We start from the raw sequence: 20111 nt of genomic DNA on the forward strand, positions 1-20111 counted from the left end.
CTTCGTGGCTTCTGCAACTATAATAAGATTAAGAGATATATAAGGAGGAACGTTATGCTTAACGAAGGAACAAAAGCAAAGCTCATTGAAGTTGTAGGATCAGCCAACTTTCAAGATAGCAGTGAAGCAAGACTCGTGTACTCTTATGACGCAACACCTAACTTTCAGTCGCTTCCTGATGCGGTTATTATGCCTGAAAACAAAGATCAAGTGAAAAGAATTTTAATGATATGCAACGAAGATCATGTTCCTATTGTGCCAAGAGGTTCAGGCACAAATTTAAGCGCAGGAACGTGTCCAACGCAAGGAGGAATTGTTCTTACATTTAACCGAATGAATAAAATTTTGGAAATTGATGAAGAAAATTTAACCGCTACCGTGCAGCTAGGTGTTATCACGTTAGACTTAATTAACGCCGTAGAGGCAAAAGGTTTATTTTATCCTCCTGATCCAAGCTCTATGAAAATATCAACCATTGGAGGGAACATTAATGAGTGCTCAGGAGGATTACGAGGCTTAAAATACGGCGTAACAAAAGATTACGTTCTTGGTCTTGAAGTAGTTCTTGCAAACGGCGATTGTATTAAGACAGGAGGAAAGCTGGCTAAAGATGTAGCTGGCTACGATTTAACGAACTTGTTTGTCGGGTCTGAAGGAACGCTTGGCGTCGTGACAGAAGCCATTTTAAAGCTCATTCCAATACCTGAAACAAAACAAACTCTGCTCGCGCTGTTTGAAGACATGGACGCAGCTGCTAAGACGGTTTCAGCAATTATCGCCAATAAGATTATTCCAGCTACGCTTGAATTTTTAGATCAGCCGACGTGCGAAGTAGTAGAAGATTTTGCGCAAGTTGGTCTCCCAACAGATGTAAACGCTGTCTTATTGATTGAACAAGACGGTCCCCCGGAAGTGGTGAGTCGGGATATTGAAATGATCTCACGCATCTGCAGCGAAGGAAATGCTGTATCTGTAAAAGTAGCGGCTTCGCAAGCAGAAGCAGAAGCGTTAAGTACAGCAAGAAGATCAGCTCTTTCTGCTTTAGCGCGAATGAAGCCAACGACGATTTTAGAAGATGCAACCGTCCCGCGGTCTAAAATTAGTGAAATGGTCAAAGCGATTAATGAAATTGCCGTAACATATAACGTTAAGATCTGTACGTTTGGTCATGCAGGAGACGGAAATCTGCATCCGACTTGTTTAACAGATGCGCGTGACAAAGAAGAGCTTCACCGCGTTGAACAAGCTTTTGAAGCGATTTTTCATAAAGCCATTGAGCTTGGAGGAACGATTACAGGTGAACACGGAGTCGGAGAAATGAAAGCACCGTATTTAGCATTGAAGATGGGCGGAGAAGGAGTAGCTGCGATGAAAGCAATCAAGTATGCTTTGGACCCGCAAGGAATTATGAATCCAGGGAAAATTTTTGCTAAAGACACGAGAAAAAGGGTGGTGGTTCGTTCATGACGGCAACAAAAGACATTCAGCAAGCGTTCAAAGAACGGTTAGATTATGACGAGTTAATGAATTGTATGAGATGCGGTTTTTGTTTGCCAAGCTGTCCCACGTATGGACAAACGAATCAATATGAAGCAGCGTCACCGCGCGGAAGAATTGCTTTGATGAAAGGAGTGGTAGACGGACTTATTGAACCTGATGAATCCGTTGAAAAGCAATTAAATCTTTGCCTTGGCTGCCGAGCGTGTGAGCCTGTTTGTCCTTCGGGTGTGAAGTACGGACACTTATTAGAAGAAGCGCGTGATATTATTCAGCAGAAAAAAAGGCATAAATGGCCGGTGAAAGCGCTCAGGCATATGGTGTTCGAACAGCTTTTCCCGCATAAAGAACGATTAAAAAATGTACATTCTCTGCTTGCTTTCTATCAAAGAAGCGGCTTGCAAAAAGCTGTTCAAAAAACAAACATACTAAATGTCCTGCCCGGTAATTTAGCACAAATGGAAAAAACGCTTCCGCCTGTGCTAACAAAAAAAGAAATGAAGAAACGACCTTTTTTATTTGAAGCAGAAGGAACAAGAGAGCGTACGGTTGCTTTTTTTACAGGGTGTTTAATGGATACGATGTTTATGGAAACAAACAACGCGACGATTGCACTTTTACAAAAAGCGGGGTGTAAGGTCGTCATACCAGAGGTGCAGACGTGCTGCGGCGCACTGCATGCGCATGGAGGAGAAAAAGATCAGGCAAAGAAGTTAGCGAAGCAAAATATTATGGCGTTTGAATCCATTCAAGCGGATGATATTGTTCTTAATGCAGGAGGCTGCGGTGCGCTGTTGGTAGAATACGATCATTTATTAAAAGAGGAACCGGAATGGAAAGAAAGAGCAGCTGCTTTTTCTGCCAAAGTCAAAGATTTTTCAGAGATTTTATTGCAGCAGCAGTTTGTGGAAAAACAAAAGTTATCGCTGCCAAGTCAAATTATTACGTATCAAGACTCCTGTCATTTAAGAAACGTGATGAAAACGTCCAGCGCACCGAGAAAACTGATCCAAGCGATTAACGGAACGGTGTTTCATGAAATGGAAAATGCGGATCATTGCTGTGGCTCAGCCGGTATTTATAATCTAACGGAACAAGAGATGTCTATGCAAATTTTAGATTATAAAATGGAAAAAGTGAAAGAAGCCCATGCCCATACGATTGTAACAGCAAACCCGGGCTGTCTCATTCAAATGAAGCTAGGGGTAGTCAGAGAAGGAGTAGAAGAAAGTGTAAGGGCCGTTCATCTTGCAGATTTACTTCTTGAAGCAGTAGAAAGCAAATAAAAAGGCCGGACGTGTCCGGCCTTTTTATTATTTGAACAGCTGAGAAACAATTTCGTATGAACGAAGGCGAGCTTTGTGATCGTAAATTTGAGCGTTAATCATCAGTTCATCTGCTTGTGTTTCTTCAATAAACTGTTCCAGCTTGACTTTAATCGTCTCAGGACTTCCGACAATAGAAGAGCCCAGCTGCTGTTGAAGAGAAGCTTTTTCAAAGTCAGTCCATAGTTCATCCATATTATCCACAGGAGCTTTTAGTTTACCCGGTGTGTTTCGAATTAAATTTAGAAACTGCTGCTGCATAGAAGTAGCCAAGCGTTCAGCTTCTCTATCTGTATCAGCAGCGATTACGTTTACACCTAACATTGCATATGGTTTGTCTAACACGTCGGACGGCTTAAAATAACGGCGATACATGTTAAGAGCTGTCATTGTATTATTAGGTGAGAAGTGACTTGCAAATGAAAATGGCAAACCTAGCTGTGCAGAAAGCTGTGCGCTAAAACCGCTTGAGCCAAGCAGCCAAATCGGAATATTTAAACCTTGACCGGGAACAGCTTTAACGCGCATCTGACTTTCTGAAGCCGATTTAAAGTATTCTTGCAGTTCAGCCAGCTGTTCTGGAAAGTCACTGCCGTCGCTTCTGCGGTCGCGTCGCAGCGCCTGTGCTGTCAGCTGATCTGTCCCTGGCGCTCTTCCTAAGCCTAAATCAATACGTCCTGGAAATAGTGATTCAAGCGTGCCAAAATGCTCAGCAATAACAAGCGGAGAATGGTTAGGAAGCATAATACCTCCAGAGCCTACGCGAATACGCGACGTGCCTGCAGCTACATGACCAATTACAACGGATGTAGCGGAGCTTGCGATACCTGTCATATTATGATGCTCAGCTAGCCAATAGCGGTTATACCCCCATTTTTCAGCGTGCTGAGCTAAATCTAATGTATTTCTAAGTGAGTCAGATACAGTTCCTCCTTCAACTACAGGAGAAAGATCTAATACGGAAATCGGAATATTTTTTAATGCCTTACTCATCAATTTCATCTTCTTTCTTTAAAGACTTCATAGGCCTTGTTATTTCAATGGAATACAAGTATTTTAACAATAATCTTTCGAGTTCCAAAATATTTTGCTTCGGTTATTTTCCTTTACGTTATTGTTCTTTATTTACATAAGCTTTTGAGAAACAAAAAGCTTGTACGGTATAAGGCAGAAGCCGCCTCTTTCTATAAAAAGCTGTCATATTTTATAGTAGAAGGGAGGATGAATATGGTTACTTTAAATGAACTAAAAAGCAAGCAGTACGATATGATATACAGTTTAGGCTATAACTGTTTTCCAGGGATATACATGAAAAAACATTCTTTGCGAAAACAAGCCGGCGTGATTGATTGGTGTATTAGCATTTCTCTTTCTCATGTTAACCAGCTGTTGAAAAATCGCTGTAAAGACTTATTTGTATATGAACACTTAACCTATATCAGTTCTTTCGGAGATGGTTCCACGCTTAGACTGCGTGATCAGGTGTATCAAATTGATTCTGCTCATGATTTTCCGTCGTCTATTAATACAGAGACTAACTGGCTTTCATATAATGAAGTCAAAGAAAAATATGAACGGAGAACGGAGCGATTTTTAACGTCGATGGAGACCAGTTCTTGTATACTGTTTATTCGCATGGGCGGAACGTATGAAGAAGCGAAAGAATTAGAGCATATTTTAAAGGGAATGGTCAAAAACGATTTCTATATACTGCTGCTGACAAACAGTGAAAAAGAACTTTTGTCCGAAGCTAACTGGGACTTGCCTTATACATGTGTTTTACATGCACCTATTTTTTCAATGGACGTGCTGCGCGATGATAAAGTATGGGAAGAGCTCTTAAGCGGGCTTGTTATAAAATAAAAGAAACTCTTTTTGTTTAATACGAGAATGAAAAAGCTCGTTTTTTTCATAGACTTTGTTATATCTGTGTATCAAAGGAGATGAAAAGATGGAGTCCAATGTGCGGAAGGTGATAAAAGAAATTGTATTGCTGCTGCTAGAACAAGACCAGCGCTGGAATGAGTATCTAGTACAGCTGGAGGATTTGAAAATACAAGTGGATTTGAATAGTTCCGCATATGAAGTTCTGAGAAAGATGACGGGTAATTACGAAGTGCTGCTTGAACATATGGATCTCATTCAGCAGTTTGAAAATCATTCTAAAAGTGAAACGGCGCTGAATGACTTAGTTACTATCGTTATGAAGCATTACTCATTAAAAAATTCATAAGCCTGCTTTGTGCAGGTTTATGGAGTTTAAGCTCTCAATGGAATTCGGTAGAGATAATCGTTTATAATAAGTACATATGGTGATGAAAGGGTGATCGATATGGAAGAGAAACAAGAAATTGTACCCGTTCGGACAGAGGAAACAGCCAAATATTATTCGGAAGAAAAATTTTGGGACAAGCTTAAAAAGTTTGGTAAAAAAGCGGGAGCAAACGTTGTTTATGCTGTATTACTTTTATACTATACGCTGCAAAAACCTGATATTCCCCCAAAAGCAAAAGCAGTCATTATAGGAGCGTTAGGTTATTTTATTCTTCCTTTAGATTTAATTCCGGACTTTGCAGCAGGAGTTGGATTTACAGATGATTTAGGAGCTCTGGGGCTTGCATTGATTCAAGTTGCCATGTACATTGATGAAGGTGTTAAACTGAAAGCAAAGGAAAAAATTAAAACGTGGTTTTCAGAAGAACACAATTTTTCCATTATTGATGCTAAAATAAAGTAACGTTATGATCTACATGTAATTATTAAATAAAGTAAGCAAAAGAAGGTGATAGATGAATCATCTTCTTTTTAATCGATAATTTATAGGTCTTTTTGACTATTTTAATCCGTTTTATGTAAAAAAAACAGGATTAAAATATTTTTTTCACTAAAAGTTTAAGCAATGTAATTGAATAATTCCCCTACAAATGTTAAGTTAAAACATGTTCATAAATTCGTCACAGAAAGCAATATACAAATAAGTAAGATTGTTTGTAAAAACTTTGTGAAATTATGGAACTTTTTAACTGAGAGTTTCAAACTCTTAGAGATTCTTCCTCATCAATCAGAAGTAGCTTTCTTTCGTCACAAGATTAAGCATCTTTCATTTGAAGGTGTTTTTTTTCAGCCTAAGTAAGCCAACAACATGATTGTATGACAAGTTTTTACTAAGGTTGTAGAGTTACTTTATTGTATGACAAGTTTTGTGTGATTTGATTTAACTAAATGAACAGCTTCGAAGTAAATAAATGATTGCAGAAAAACAAAGTCCATGCGTTTTCATGAACCATTATACGTTACTTCATATTTGTAGAGATGTTTAGCAAAAAGGGAGATGAATGGCCTGACGTAAACAATATCCATAGACAAGCCTTAGAAGATAATTATCTTTCTAAGAAAGCAAATTTATATGATTGATTCTAATCTAAACAATGGAGTGTTCAAAAATGGAAATTAGTCAAATCTTTATTATTTTAACCCCAATCTTTTTCGTTATTTTGCTAGGTTATTTAGCAGGGTATTTCAAAAAGTTCGATGCAACAACATCTAAAGGGTTAAATACGCTTGTAACAAAATTTGCGTTACCTGCACATCTATTCGTTGGTATTACAACAACATCAAAACAAACGCTTATTGAAAAATGGCCGTTTTTATTAGCATTAGTTCTTGGTATTATTGGATTTTATGTTCTTTTCTTACTTGTTGCAAAATATGTATTCAAATACTCACTAACAGGCGCGTCTATGTTCTCTTTAAACTCTACGCAGCCAACGTTTGCGTTTATGGGTATTCCCGTATTAGGTAGCTTGTTTGGCGCGGATGTAGTAGCAATTCCAATCGCCATTACGGGTATTGTAGTAAATGCGATGCTTGATCCTTTAGCAACTATTATTGGTACGGTTGGACAACGCGAAAGAAGTGAAGGGGATTCAGAAGAAAGCTTATTTAAAGTAACGATTAAATCAATCTTACACGGTCTTTCTGAACCATTAGCTTGTGTTCCGTTAATCGCAGTAGTATTAGTATTATGTGGATTCCAATCTCCAGATTTATTATCAAGCAGTTTAAATCAAATTGGCTCAATTACATCAGGTGCGGCTCTATTCGCAGTTGGGGTAACAATTGGTATTCGTAAAATTCAATTTAGCCCATCGGCATTTGGTATTGCGATTTTGAAAGTGGCTATTCAGCCGCTTGTAATGTTAGGAATTGCAACAGCAATGGGTCTATCATCAGCTGATATCGTAAAATTAGTATTATTAGTAGCGTTCCCAGGTTCAGCTGTAGCAGCGATGATTTCAGTTCGCTTTGACAGCCTAGCTGGTGAAACAGCTTCAGCATTCGTACTTAGTGCCATTATGTCACTTGTTACATTACCGCTGTTAATTTCTTGGTTAATGTAATCACATATATGGATATAGAACAAAAAAGGCTTTGCTATTTTAGCAAAGCCTTTTTTTGTGCATCTATATTTAAAAAAGCTTTAAAAATTCTTGAGCGATTTTGGGAAGATAACTGTCGGTACGCCACGTAACTAAAGGCTCAATTACAAATGGATTATCTTCTATGTTTAAAATTTTAATATGTTCTAGTGAAAAAGAAGATAGCATCGAATAAGGAACAACAGCAGCACCGAGGCCGCGACATACTAAATTAAGAAGCATCGCTGAGTCGTGGCATTCGCATAAAATGTTAGGTGTTATATCCGTCTTTTCAAATTCCTTTATAATGCGATTGTATATGCTTATTTCCCGATTTGAACGAAGAAGAATGAGAGGGAGAGAAGCAATTTCAGCGACTGAAATCTTTTCTGATGTATAACCACTTTCTTTGGGAACGGCTACAACAAAAACATCTGGTGCAAGTGTTTTTGTTTTGACATGTTTATAAGGTAAGTCAGTAGTAGTGACTGCTACATCGATTTTTCCTTCCGTTAATAATTCGTTTAAGTGAGCTGGTTCGTTTTCATAGATGTTAAATGTGCTGTTTGGATACTGTTTTTGAATAAGAGTTAGCTTATCGAGAACCGTTGATGCACAGTAGATCGTACATCCGATTTCAAGCTTTTCATTTGTTGCGTTTTTACATTCCTGTACTTCCAATACTGATTTTTCGACCCTTTGCACAATTTCTTTCGCTCGTTTTAAAAAAAGCTCACCTTCTACCGTTAACAATAAGCGCTTGTTATTATTTCGTTCAAAAAGTAAAAGGCCCAGCTCATTTTCGAGCTGTTTTAGCTGCCTGCTTAAAGGAGGCTGAGCCATATGCAGGCGCTTTGCTGCTTTGGTCACATTTAATTCTTCAGCTATGACAATAAAATAATGCAGCTGTCTTAATTCCACTGTATTCAACTCCATACTTTAAAGGTATTATTATATATTTTATCAATATTTTAATTGTATGGAAAATGAGTGTAAAGTTAAATGTGTAACCAAAGCAGAGAGGAGAAAGAGAGATGAAAATAGCTGTAGGAATCACAGGAGCCACAGGAGCTATTCTAGGTATTCGAATTTTAGAGCTTTTGAAGAAGACTTCTGTTGAAACGCATTTAGTCATGTCGACTTGGGCTCATGCCACAATTAAGTTAGAAACACCGTATAGCGTTCAGCAAGTAGAAGCGCTAGCAGATTATTGTTATTCATATCAAGACCAAGCAGCAAAAATTTCGAGCGGTTCTTTTCGTATAGATGGAATGATTGTTAGTCCTTGCAGCATGAAAACATTAGCATCTATTCGAATGGGCTTAGCAGACAACTTAATAGCGAGAACGGCAGATGTGATGTTAAAAGAAAGAAAGCCACTTGTGCTACTTCCTCGAGAAACGCCTTTGAATACGATTCATTTAGAAAACATGCTGGATCTTTCAAAAATGGGCGCTATCCTTGTGCCTCCTATGCCAGCATTTTATAACAAGCCTGAAACGATTGATGATCTTGTCACCCATATTGCTGTTCGAACGTTAGATCAATTAGGAATTGAGCTTCCTGAGGCAAAAAGATGGAATGGAATTAAACATTTATCACAAGGAGGAAAATAAACATGGCTTATAAAGACTTTAGAGATTTCCTTAATACGCTACATAAAGAAGGGCAGCTACTGACGATTACAGATGAAGTGCAGCCTGATCCAGATTTAGGTTCAGCAGGTCAAGCCATCAGTAATTTAGGCGACCAAACGCCGGGATTATTATTTACCAATATTTATGGGTACAACAACGCAAAGGTAGCCCTAAACGTAATGGGTTCTTGGTCAAATCACGCGTTAATGATGGGAATGCCTAAATCAACTCCTGTAAAAGAACAGTTCTTTGAGTTTGCTCAGAGATATGAAAAATTTCCTGTTAAAGTAAAAAGAGAAGAAACGGCGCCATTTCATGAGTGTGAAATTAAAGATGATATTAACTTATTCGACCTTTTACCGTTGTTTCGCTTGAATCAAGGAGACGGAGGCTACTATCTAGATAAAGCGTGCGTTATTTCTCGTGATCAGCATGATAAGGCGCATTTCGGTAAACAAAACGTAGGTATATATCGTATGCAGGTCAAAGGGAAAGACCGTCTAGGCATTCAGCCCGTGCCACAGCATGATATTGCCATTCACTTGAAACAAGCCGAAGAAAAAGGTGAAAACCTCCCTGTATCCATTGCTTTAGGATGTGAACCCGCGATTGTCACAGCAGCTGCTACGCCGCTTCATTACCATCAATCAGAGTATGAAATGGCAGGAGCTATTCAAGGTGAGCCATACCGAATTGTGAAGTCTCAGCTTTCTGATTTAGATGTACCTTGGGGAGCAGAAGTGATTTTAGAGGGAGAAATCTTAGCTGGGGAACGTGAGTATGAAGGTCCTTTTGGTGAATTTACAGGTCATTACTCCGGTGGCAGAAGCATGCCTGTTATCAAAATCAATCGTGTATACCATCGCAAAGATCCTATTTTTGAAAGTCTCTATATCGGTATGCCTTGGACAGAAACAGATTATTTAATTGGAATCAATACAAGCGTTCCTTTATATCAGCAGCTAAAAGAAGCATATCCTGAAGAGATTGAAGCGGTGAACGCGATGTATACTCACGGTCTCGTTGCTATCATTTCAACGAAAAGCCGATACGGAGGGTTTGCTAAGGCGGTTGGTATGAGGGCATTGACTACGCCGCATGGATTAGGATATTGCAAGTTAGTTATTGTAGTAGACGAAGATGTGGATCCGTTTAATTTACCGCAAGTCATGTGGGCGCTATCGACAAAAATGCACCCAAAACATGATGTTATAACCGTGCCTAATCTTTCAGTTCTGCCACTTGATCCAGGATCTGAGCCGGCTGGTATTACAGATAAAATGATTTTGGATGCTACAACACCGGTTGCACCTGAAACAAGAGGCCACTATTCTCAGCCTTTAGATACACCACTTGAAACTGAAAAATGGGAAAAAATCTTAACGAATATGATGCAAAAATAAACAAGGAGGAATCGACATGCATACTTGTCCAAGATGTGAAGCCAAACAAGCGAACTTAGTATCTAAATCACCAGTTGAAGGAGCCTGGGAGATTTACTTATGCAACGTGTGTTTGTTTACCTGGCGTTCTTCTGAACCTGAGACGATCACCAATCCTGAAAAATACCCTCGACCATTTAAAGTGAATCCAAAAGACGTACCGTTGGCAACGCACGTGCCTCCTGTGCCACCCCGATCTTAATCAGCAAAGGTGGTAAGTAAAATGAATAAAGCAGAGCTGCCAAGAGCCGTGCGGGTATTTTTAAATGGAAAAGATCTAGAAAGAAAGCAGCATGATGCGATGTTGCTATCTACAGTGACATCCGAGGGTTTTCCTCATGTAGCAATGATTAGCGCAGGAGAGCTAGTAGCTATTAGCTCTTCACGCGTCAAGCTGTTAGTATGGAAAGATACAACATCTTCAACAAACATGATACAGAATCATAAGGCAACCGTTACATTAGTTGTTGAAGGAAAAGCTTATTACATTAAATTTTGCCTAAAAAAAGAAGCTCCTGTGTCATCAGGCTATGAGCTATTTACGGGAGAAGTAGCCGCTGTTAAAGAAGATTCCGCAAAATATGCAGTTTTAACATCAGGAATTCAATTTCAGCTTCATGATTCCAAAGAGGTACTGAGCCGCTGGAAACAATCAATTGAGGCTGTTCTTTCTACCGAAAAAACCGATTCTTAAAAATAAGAATCGGTTTTTTAGCTGTAGTGAAATTTTTTTAAATAGCATGCTAGCTGAACTTTTAATAGGTGTTCACTGTTTGTAAATGATATGTTCATTTTTTCTTCAATTTTTTTCAACCGCTGATAGAGTGTATTAACATGAATATGAAGCTGCTTAGCTGTAAGTGAAGCAGAGCGGTTATTATCGAAATACGCTTCTAGCGTTTGCTCTAAAGGTTCGTCGTTTAAATGATTGTTCTTAAGAGGGAGAAATACTTCATCAATAAAGGTTTTGACTTCTTCTTTTGATTGATTAATAAATAGCCGGTTAATTCCTATTTCCTCATACAACATGCATCCATCTTGCTGCTGAGACAGAAGGTAAGAGACAGCTTTTTCAGCTTCACTATAACTTTTTCCTATTTGAGTAAAGTGAGAATAACGACTTCCAACCCCTATTTTCACATGACATTCATTGTAGTAACGCCATTTTGAGAGTAAATCCTCTAATTGTTTGATAATAGCATGATGTTTTTCATAAGGGTCAAGCGTAAATACAATGGTTACTTTGGTGTCAAATCCGTATACGACCGGTGCTTTTGAAGTGAAAACAGATTTGATATCAGACACAAGGCGATGAAGATGTAAGTTTAAGAGCTGCAGATCAGCTTGTGAACGAATGGTGATGAGAGTGACTAGAATATGCTTTTTTGTATCAATGTTTAACTCATTTGCTTTTTGATACAGCAAAGTGGTGTCATAACATGCTAAGTATTCACTAAATAGTTCATGCGTTCGCTTGTAAAATAAATCGACTAACGTTTGTTTTTTCAGCATTTCTAGTGCAATAACAGAGCTACTTTGTTCGAGTGCCACTTGATCTAAAGGGGAAAGGTCTCCTTGATTTGCCTGCATAATAAGTAACCCTAAGAGCGTGTCAATGCCGTGTATGGGGTGAATATAAACACTGTTTGCCTCAATAGTATAAAAACAAGGCTTTGTATGTGAAAGAAAATGTGTGTGGAATTCAGCTGTTTTTGTGTCTATATCAAAGAATTTCAAGAAGCCATAGGTCTTATTATCAACAAAATCTACAATGGTGACAGGAGATGTAACCATTCGGCGCAATTCGGTAAGTATTGGTTCAATTCCTTTACTTTGAAGTGAAACATTCATGAATGTGCGGTGAATTTGATCGCGGCGTATTAAAAGTTCATTTTGTTTTTTAACATCTTCAAAAAGCGCTGAGTTTAAGAGAGCAATCGATACTTGATCGGAAAAGCTTTCTAACAGCTCTTTATCCTCTTCATTTAAAAGAGGGGTTGTGCCGTTTTGATAAATAATGAGTACGCATACCGTTTGTTCTTCCATACAAATTGGGACAGAAATGATAGATTGAATGTTTGTAAACGTATAGGACTGATTAAGATAATGAATATTATCGTCAGTCATAGTAGAAGAATCGCGTAATATATCCTCTAAGTTCGTATACATATAGCTTTTATTACGCTGAAATGTCTTTCCGATAATTCCTTCCCCAACTTTCATTTTCATGTTTTGAATTTCACTGTTTGGACCCCCTGACCAGGCGCGAGGCAAAAGAAATTGAGTGGAAGAATCAAACATCCACAGCACGCCCATATCCGCAACAGAAATAACTGAAAGAGCATTTTCTAGAATTCTTGTTAATAGATAATCAGAGTCTTGTAAAAGTGAAATTTCCTTAATACTTTTCATAAGTACGTTCAAAATGTGCTCATGCCGCTCTAGCTTTTTTTGCAGCACGTAAGGAGAAAAGTTAGCCGATAGCTGTTTGATTTGTTGTGGTGTCCAGTGATGCTTAGCAAATATGCGAACGACAAACGCATAGCGATTTGGAAAGGATAAGTAAATTTCTTCGAACTCTTCATATGCGATATGCTTTTGAAAGGAATCACTGCCGTTATGTAGGCTAGTGGGAGGAGCATAAAGTAGAGATGAGCATGAGGAACTGGAAAAAATTATGTTGAAATTTGCAGAATCAACACTTGCCCAAATTTGATACGAATTGTTTTTGATAACAGATGTAAGATAACCTTTCATATTAGCTAATAAATCATTCACGTTAACAACCCCTTATAGACTACTTAATGTAAAAAAATACATATTTATAGTTCTTATTATATAGAAATACACATTGAAAAAATAGTCAGAATTTTTTAATATTTATATAACGAACCAATTTGTTACAAAACATTACATTAAATGGAATAAAAAGGAGATGAGCGCGTTTATGCTAGCAAGGTCGAACTGGAAATACGTCATTTTATTTTTATTATTTTTAGGCTGGTCGCTTGGAAACTTAGATCGTTTTATTATTAATTACGCTATTTTAGATATCTCGAAAGATCTACACCTTAATGCTTCTTCTACGGGCATCATCTTAAGTAGCTTTTTTGCAGGATACGCACTGATGCAAATACCTGGTGGGTGGCTAGCAGACCGCTTTGGATTTAAAAAAGTCATTACAATTGCCGTGCTTTTATGGTCTTTGTTTACGGTTTTTACTGGAATGGCCTGGTCTTTTGCTTCTATTATTATCATTCGCTTTTTATTTGGTTTAGGGGAAGGGAGTTATTTTCCATCCGCATCGAAAGGAATCGCAGGGTGGTTTCCTCAGCAAGAACGCAGTAGAGCCATGTCCTTTTTGTTATCGTCAGGTACGATTATGGGCGTGGTTACACCAATTCTAGCGACGCAGCTGATGCAAACGATAAGCTGGAGAAGTATCTTTTATATCATAGGAGCCATCGGACTCGTTATTACAGTTCTGTTTGTTTTTTTACTGAAAGAAAAGCAGCAGAGAGAAAAAACAGAGACTTCTGCTATTCCTGCTAAGCAGATGACATTAAAAGAAATTATCAAAACTCCGATGATTTGGAATTTATTTATTGCATACTTCAGTATCTACGCCATTAACTGGGGGCTCATGTCGTGGATGCCTACATATTTAGCCGAAGTAAGGCATCTGAATTTAACGGATATCGGTTTTCTTTCCGCTATCCCAGCATTTGTAGGCATTATCGGAATGTTTGTTAGTGGCTTTGTTTTAGACAAGCTTCCGGACGGAAAAGACAAGACGATAGCGGCGGTGTTTGGTTTACTGATGGGTATTTTTCTTTGCTTCATGGCCATTTCACCTAGCGTAGGCATGTTTATCGTTTTTCAAAGTGCAGTCACCTTGTTGTTTTCGTTTAATGTGATTTTAATCGCTTCAGCTCCTTTAAAAATGTTGCCTGAATCAGTGGTCGGTTCAGCAAATGGTTTTATCAATACAGGAGCTCAAGCAGCCGGCGTATTAACACCGATGCTCATTGGCTTTTTAGTACAATCGTTTGGCGGGTCGTATAATGCAGCCTTTGCTTTATTAATTATCTGCGCTCTTGTCTGTGCTATTTCGTTGTTTTCGATTCGACCTGCAAAAGTGGTAGTGGACGCACAAAATGCTGTTAAATAATGAAGAAAAAGGAGAGTGTCTCATGGATATTATTAAAGAAGTTGAACAACTTATTGAAAAAAAGCGAAACGAGCTAACTCAAATCAGTGATCAAATATGGGAATATGCAGAAACGAGGTTTGAAGAGTATAAGTCGGCACAGCTGATTTGCGACATGTTAGAAAAAGAAGAGTTTACGCTTCGTACACATATTGCTAACCTTGAAACAGGTTTTATTGGAAGTTACGGGAGCGGTTATCCGATCATCGCTATTCTCGGTGAATACGATGCGCTTACCGGGCTTAGTCAAAAAGATAAGTGCGCAGTAGCAGATCCGGTCAAAAAAAACGGAAATGGCCATGGGTGTGGACATAACCTACTTGGCGTAGGGTCACTAGCAGCTGCACTTGCTGTCAAAGAATATTTAAAAGAAAAAAATGTCCCGGGGACCGTTCGATACTATGGATGTCCAGCCGAAGAAAGTGGTTACGGAAAGACGTATATGGTACGAGAAGGATTTTTTCAAGATGTAGACGTCGCGTTTTCATGGCATCCCGCTACCGTTAATGGTGTTATGCATACGTCATCGAATGCGGTTATGCAAGCAACTTTTAAATTTAAAGGAAGAAGCAGTCATGCAGCTGCTAGTCCTCACCTTGGCAGAAGCGCTTTAGACGCTGTAGAGTTGATGAATATTGGTGTGAATTATATGCGTGAACATATGATAGATGAAGCGCGCGTACACTATGCCATTACAAACAGCGGAGGCATTTCTCCTAATGTTGTTCAAGCAGAAGCGGAAGTGATGTACTTAATTCGTGCTCCGAAGCCATCTCAAGTAAAAGAACTTTATGAACGGGTTGTGAAAATTGCAAAGGGAGCGGCTTTAATGACTGAAACACAAATGGAACAGGAAATTCAAGGAGCCTGCGCTAATCTAATTCCAAATCAAACAATGGAGCAGCTGATGCATAAGCAAATGATGCAGATAAATTTGGCTGAAGTGAAACACGAAGAAATGGCTTTTGCCAAAGCTATTTACGAGTCTACATCCGCCGAAGATAAAGAAGCAGCAAAAAAACAAGTGGGTTCACTGCTAGACAGAGCTTTAGCGGATCATCCAGTCTTCAACCAAATTGCTCCTATGTCTAAAAATGTTTCCTTCATGACAGGATCAACGGATGTCGCAGACGTTAGCTGGAATGTTCCCACTGCACAGTGCGTGACTGCAACGTGGGCTTATGCTACGCCGTTTCATACATGGCAAGCTGTTGCTCAAGGGAAAACGGAGTATGCCCACGATGCGATGTTATTGGCTGGAAAAGCCATCGCGGCTACGGCGATTGGAATGATAGAAAATCAAGAGTTGATTAGTCAAGCCAAACAAGAGCTGGAGGATAGGCTAGAAGGGGAAAGCTATGAATGTCTTGTGCCTTCACATATACAGCCACCTAATTACTCAGAAAGTGAGCAGGAAAAGTATAGCGTGGTATAAAAAACGAGGCGGGGAAAAACGTATTTTCGTGTAAGAAAAATCCGAACGATGAATCGTTCGGATTTTTTTATTGTTAGGTTGAACACAGGTTTCATTTATCACGTTTGTTCGTCTTTAGATTGGATTGATGTAGTTATGGCTTAATCTCTTTTTTGTTTTCATTAAAAATAAATGGTTAAAAATATATCTCTTTGCTGAACCTAACCCTATCTAATTGTTTAGGAAAAGAGGTCAAAAAAACATGAGAGCATATAAAGTAGAAAAAGATGGGTCAATTTCAACTTCACTAAAAGGAAAATCAGTTTTATCCACTTCTTATTTAAATAAAGGTTCTGCTTTTACTGAAGAAGAAAGAGAAAACCTTCATCTGCAGGGACTTCTTCCTCCAACGGTTTTAACGTTAGAAGAACAGGTGAAGAGAGCATATGAGCAGTTCAAAAAAGCACCGAATGATCTTCAAAAAAATAATTCGTTGAATGATCTACATAACCGGAACGTTGTCTTATTTTATCGTTTATTAACCGATCATTTAAGTGAAATGCTTCCCATTATTTACACGCCTACTGTAGGTCAATCCATCCAAGAATACAGCCATGAATACCATCGACCTGACGGACTATATTTATCCGTAAATGAAGCGGATCGATTAAGTGATGCAATTGAAAACTTAGGACTTGACGGTGAAGATATTGATTTGCTCGTTGTAACGGATTCAGAAAGTATTCTCGGCATCGGGGACTGGGGGGTAGGAGGGATAAATATTGCAGTTGGAAAGTTAGCGGTCTATACAGCTGCTGCGGGAATTGACCCAAGCCGCGTACTGCCTGTTGTTCTTGACATGGGAACCAATAATAAAAAGCTTCTTGAAGATCCTTTGTATTTAGGAAATCGTCATGAACGAGTAAAAGGAGAAGACTATAATCGTTTTATTGCTCAATTTGTAAAAGAAATAACGACCAAGTTTCCTAAAGCGCTTCTTCATTGGGAGGATCTTGGGAATATTAACGCACGTCACATTATGAAAGAATACGGCGATAAAATTTTAACGTTTAATGATGATATTCAAGGAACCGGAGTGATTACTCTTGCAGCCGTTTTAACAGCGGTGCGCATTACAGGAACGCCCCTAAAAGATCAGAGGGTTGTTGTATTTGGACCGGGATCTGCTGGAATTGGGAATGCTGATCGTATTCATAGTGCGATGATGCTTGAAGGGCTGTCTGAAGAAGAAGCATATGATCGTTTTTGGGCATATGATTACAGAGGTCTGTTAACCGAAGATATGGAAGATTTAGCTCCTTTTCAACAGCCGTATGTTCGCCAAAATGAAGAGATTAAAGAATGGGAAAAAGACGATGAAAATAAAATTTCACTGTTGGAGCTTGTCAAGCAAGCGAAGCCAACGATTTTAATTGGAACGTCAGGCGTCACGGATGCTTTTACTGAAGAAATCATTAAAGAAATGGCAAAACATGTAGAGCGCCCGGTGATTATGCCTCTTTCCAACCCTACTAAACTTGCTGAAGCTGTTCCGGAAAATATTATAAAATGGACGGAAGGAAAAGCCCTGATTGCAACGGGAAGTCCATTTGAACCCGTTGAATATAACGGGCACACTTATGAAATCGGACAGGCTAATAATGCGTTTGTGTTTCCGGGTCTTGGTTTAGGTGCCATTGTGGTTCGCGCTCAAAAGTTTACTGAATCTATGTTTGCAGAAGCAGCCAATGCAGTAGCGCGTATAGCAGAAACAGACACAAAAGGAGATACGCTTCTTCCCAACATTAAAGATCTTCAAAAAGTATCAAAGGCGGTTGCTATAGCAGTTGCTGATGCTGCTGTAAAAGATAACGTAGCAACTGTTATCAAGCAAAATGTAAATGAACTTGTAGAAGCAGCGGTATGGCAGCCTGTTTATAAACCGGTTAAGGCAAAAGATGAATGAGGTGAATGATAAATGAGCATAGGTCAAATTTTTCTCATTCTCGCGCCTATCTTTTTTGTCATTTTGCTTGGTTATTTAGCAGGGCACTTTAAAAAATTTGATAAGCAAACGTCTAAGGGGCTCAACACATTAGTAACGAAGTTTGCGCTTCCTGCACACTTATTTGTAGGTGTAACGACAACGCCAAGAAAAACACTCATAGACGAATGGCCGTTTTTATTAGCGCTGATTTTAGGAATCGTCGGGTTTTACCTCATTATCTTGCTTGTCGTGAAGTATGCAGGGAAGAATACGTTAACTGCCTCTTCTATGTTTGCCTTAAACTCAGCTCAGCCAACGTTTGCTTTTATGGGCATTCCAGTACTCGGAGGATTGTTTGGTGCAGGCGCCGTAGCGATTCCAATTGCTATAACAGGAATCGTGGTGAATGCGATTTTAGATCCGCTGGCAACGATTTTAGGAACCGTTGGACAACGGGGGCGAAAAGAAGGGCAAGAGAAAACAAGTTTATTTAAAGTAACGGTTCATTCCATTTTGCATGGTTTATCTGAGCCTTTGGCATGTGTACCGTTAATTGGAGTGATTTTAACCCTTTGCGGTTTTCAGTCACCTAAACTTTTACAGGATATGCTTGATCAAATCGGAAGTATTACATCGGGAGCAGCTTTGTTTGCGGTAGGAGTAACGATTGGAATTGGAAAAATTAACTTTAGTAAAGGGGCGCTTGGGATAGCCGTCTTAAAAGTAGCGGTTCAACCCATCGTTATGCTCGGAATTGCAGTATGGATAGGGTTGTCTTCAGATGAAGTGACAAAAGCTATTTTACTGGTAGCTTTTCCTGGGTCTGCTGTAGCAGCGATGATTGCTTTGCGGTTTGAAAGCTTGGAAAACGAAACGGCATCTGCTTTTGTTATTAGTGCTATTTTATCGTTGATTACGCTGCCGCTTCTTATTTCTTGGCTTATGTAAATAAAAAAACGAAAGAGGAGAATTCCTCTTTCGTTTTAAGACGGATTAATAAGCTAATGCAAATAATCCTTTGATATGAGATAAGTAACGAACGTTACTTGCTTCTTTCATAAGTGATGCTGGTAAACCTTTTAATTGCGTTTTGTTTCCGCCGATTGTACCAATTGCATCTTTGCGTCCAAGACTTCCTAGTGTACCAGAGAAGACAGGAACGAATGATTCCATTGCTCCACCGCGAATAGCTACTGCTAAGTTCACGCCTACAACTTCACCCATTTGCCAAGCTAATTGAGCAGTAGGTGGGTAAGGGCGACCTTCTGGACCCATTACAACCGCTGAGTCACCAGCAAGGAATACATCTTTATGAGATGTAGATTGTAAGAATTCATTTACAAGTGCACGACCGCGGTTTACTTCGATACCTGAGTTAGCAACTACAGAGTTACCTTGAACTCCGCCAGTCCATACCATTGTTTTTGTTTCAATTTTGCTGCCGTCTTTAAGTTCAACAGTTGTAGCATCCATTTTTGTTACAGGTGTACCAGTAACAAATGTAACGCCACGTTTTGTTAAGCTTGATTGAGCGCGCTCTACTAATTCAGCAGGGAAGCCTGGAAGAACTGTAGGAGCTGCTTCTACACAGTATAGAGAAATTTCTTTTGGATCAACACCGTGTTTTAGACATAGGCTTGGCATTAAGTCAGCGTATTCACCAACAAGTTCGATACCTGTTAATCCACCACCGCCGACTACGATTGTACCGTCAGCTTTATTTTTTGTTTTGCTGTATTCAGCGATACAAGCTTCTACGTGTGCACGTAAACGGTTTGCATCATTTACTGATTTAAGAACGAAGCTGTGCTCTTCTAAACCAGGGATACCGAAGTAAGCAGTTTCACTACCTAAAGCTGTAACAAGGTAGTCGTAGCTTAATTTTGTACCATCTTCAAGAGATACTTCACGTTGATCTGGTGAGATTTCTTTTACCGTTGCAATTTTTAAATCAACGTTGTAGTTTTTAAGTAATTTATCAAGTGGTAAAGCTACCGCTTGTTCAGAAACGCCGCCTACAGCTAGACGGTGTAATTCTGTAATGATTTGGTGAGTAGCAAAACGGTTCACTACTGTAATTTTTGCTTCATCCGCACTTAGGTGTTGGCGAGCTGTCATTGCAGTTAATAAACCACCGTAACCGCCGCCTAAAATTAAAATATGTTTTGACATAGTCGATCC

At 39.1% G+C, this 20111-nt stretch carries 17 protein-coding genes and 1 pseudogene; 14 read left to right on the top strand and 4 right to left on the bottom strand.

Going from position 1 to position 20111, the window contains the following annotated elements:
• Positions 1 to 54 precede the first annotated feature (54 nt).
• Both glcD and AC2YJL_RS11005 read left to right on the top strand, forming a co-directional pair.
• On the top strand, positions 55 to 1467 hold the full coding sequence (glcD, locus tag AC2YJL_RS11000; protein WP_487374748.1) for a glycolate oxidase subunit GlcD: 1413 nt from the start codon (positions 55 to 57) through the stop codon (positions 1465 to 1467).
• Positions 1464 to 2783 carry a (Fe-S)-binding protein gene (locus tag AC2YJL_RS11005; protein WP_195696854.1) on the top strand — a complete coding sequence of 440 codons (1320 nt, stop codon included), beginning with the start codon at positions 1464 to 1466 and terminating at the stop codon, positions 2781 to 2783. Before glcD ends, AC2YJL_RS11005 begins: the two co-directional genes overlap by 4 nt.
• A gap of 27 nt (positions 2784 to 2810) precedes the next feature.
• Here AC2YJL_RS11005 and AC2YJL_RS11010 read toward each other — a convergent pair whose 3' ends face one another.
• Complete coding sequence (locus tag AC2YJL_RS11010; protein ID WP_251568238.1) at positions 2811 to 3815, bottom strand: LLM class flavin-dependent oxidoreductase; 1005 nt, start codon at positions 3813 to 3815, stop codon at positions 2811 to 2813.
• 234 nt (positions 3816 to 4049) lie between these two features.
• Here AC2YJL_RS11010 and AC2YJL_RS11015 point away from each other — a divergent pair, with 234 nt between their 5' ends.
• The 4 genes from AC2YJL_RS11015 to AC2YJL_RS11030 all read left to right on the top strand — a co-directional run bounded on the left by AC2YJL_RS11015 (position 4050) and on the right by AC2YJL_RS11030 (position 7222).
• Positions 4050 to 4685 carry a DUF1796 family putative cysteine peptidase gene (locus tag AC2YJL_RS11015; protein ID WP_144634404.1) on the top strand — a complete coding sequence of 212 codons (636 nt, stop codon included), beginning with the start codon at positions 4050 to 4052 and terminating at the stop codon, positions 4683 to 4685.
• A gap of 88 nt (positions 4686 to 4773) precedes the next feature.
• Positions 4774 to 5055, top strand: a complete 282-nt coding sequence (locus tag AC2YJL_RS11020) for a hypothetical protein (protein WP_195696857.1) — start codon at positions 4774 to 4776, stop codon at positions 5053 to 5055.
• A 99-nt stretch (positions 5056 to 5154) separates the two neighbouring features.
• Complete coding sequence (locus tag AC2YJL_RS11025; RefSeq protein ID WP_013057340.1) at positions 5155 to 5559, top strand: YkvA family protein; 405 nt, start codon at positions 5155 to 5157, stop codon at positions 5557 to 5559.
• 706 nt (positions 5560 to 6265) lie between these two features.
• Positions 6266 to 7222 (top strand): AEC family transporter, encoded by a 957-nt coding sequence (locus AC2YJL_RS11030; protein ID WP_025751675.1) that lies wholly within the window; start codon positions 6266 to 6268, stop codon positions 7220 to 7222.
• 69 nt (positions 7223 to 7291) lie between these two features.
• Here AC2YJL_RS11030 and AC2YJL_RS11035 read toward each other — a convergent pair whose 3' ends face one another.
• Positions 7292 to 8161: a LysR family transcriptional regulator gene (locus AC2YJL_RS11035; protein ID WP_487374749.1), complete on the bottom strand. Its 870-nt coding sequence runs from the start codon at positions 8159 to 8161 to the stop codon at positions 7292 to 7294.
• Between the two features lie 110 nt (positions 8162 to 8271).
• On the opposite strand from AC2YJL_RS11035, the pseudogene AC2YJL_RS11040 reads away from it, so the two are divergent.
• The 4 genes and pseudogenes from AC2YJL_RS11040 to AC2YJL_RS11055 all read left to right on the top strand — a co-directional run.
• Positions 8272 to 8856: pseudogene (locus AC2YJL_RS11040) on the top strand (non-oxidative hydroxyarylic acid decarboxylases subunit B); the annotation flags it as partial.
• Between the two features lie 2 nt (positions 8857 to 8858).
• Positions 8859 to 10280, top strand: a complete 1422-nt coding sequence (locus AC2YJL_RS11045) for a non-oxidative hydroxyarylic acid decarboxylases subunit C (protein WP_487374750.1) — start codon at positions 8859 to 8861, stop codon at positions 10278 to 10280.
• Positions 10281 to 10296: 16 nt separating this feature from the next.
• A complete protein-coding gene (locus AC2YJL_RS11050; protein ID WP_013083432.1) occupies positions 10297 to 10521 on the top strand; it encodes a non-oxidative hydroxyarylic acid decarboxylases subunit D in 225 nt (74 codons plus the stop codon).
• Between the two features lie 21 nt (positions 10522 to 10542).
• The gene (locus AC2YJL_RS11055) at positions 10543 to 11013 is read left to right on the top strand and encodes a hypothetical protein (protein ID WP_487374751.1); all 471 of its coding nucleotides are present in this window, start codon (positions 10543 to 10545) and stop codon (positions 11011 to 11013) included.
• 17 nt (positions 11014 to 11030) lie between these two features.
• On the opposite strand, the gene AC2YJL_RS11060 is transcribed toward AC2YJL_RS11055, so the two are convergent.
• Positions 11031 to 13097 (bottom strand): helix-turn-helix domain-containing protein, encoded by a 2067-nt coding sequence (locus tag AC2YJL_RS11060; RefSeq protein WP_487374752.1) that lies wholly within the window; start codon positions 13095 to 13097, stop codon positions 11031 to 11033.
• 169 nt (positions 13098 to 13266) lie between these two features.
• Between AC2YJL_RS11060 and AC2YJL_RS11065 the strand changes: the two genes are divergently transcribed.
• From AC2YJL_RS11065 to AC2YJL_RS11080, 4 genes are all read left to right on the top strand, one after another.
• Positions 13267 to 14490: an MFS transporter gene (locus tag AC2YJL_RS11065; RefSeq protein ID WP_028408291.1), complete on the top strand. Its 1224-nt coding sequence runs from the start codon at positions 13267 to 13269 to the stop codon at positions 14488 to 14490.
• A gap of 22 nt (positions 14491 to 14512) precedes the next feature.
• On the top strand, positions 14513 to 15964 hold the full coding sequence (locus AC2YJL_RS11070; RefSeq protein WP_487374753.1) for a M20 family metallopeptidase: 1452 nt from the start codon (positions 14513 to 14515) through the stop codon (positions 15962 to 15964).
• 241 nt (positions 15965 to 16205) lie between these two features.
• Positions 16206 to 17909, top strand: coding sequence for an NAD-dependent malic enzyme (locus tag AC2YJL_RS11075; RefSeq protein ID WP_487374754.1), 1704 nt, complete (start codon positions 16206 to 16208; stop codon positions 17907 to 17909).
• Between the two features lie 12 nt (positions 17910 to 17921).
• Positions 17922 to 18878, top strand: a complete 957-nt coding sequence (locus AC2YJL_RS11080) for an AEC family transporter (protein WP_487374755.1) — start codon at positions 17922 to 17924, stop codon at positions 18876 to 18878.
• Positions 18879 to 18923: 45 nt separating this feature from the next.
• Here the strand turns inward: AC2YJL_RS11080 and AC2YJL_RS11085 are convergent, their stop codons facing one another.
• On the bottom strand, positions 18924 to 20102 hold the full coding sequence (locus tag AC2YJL_RS11085) for an NAD(P)/FAD-dependent oxidoreductase (RefSeq protein ID WP_013057328.1): 1179 nt from the start codon (positions 20100 to 20102) through the stop codon (positions 18924 to 18926).
• Positions 20103 to 20111: the final 9 nt, after the last annotated feature.

The sequence above is a fragment of the Priestia sp. SRI_019 genome, from assembly GCF_057586255.1.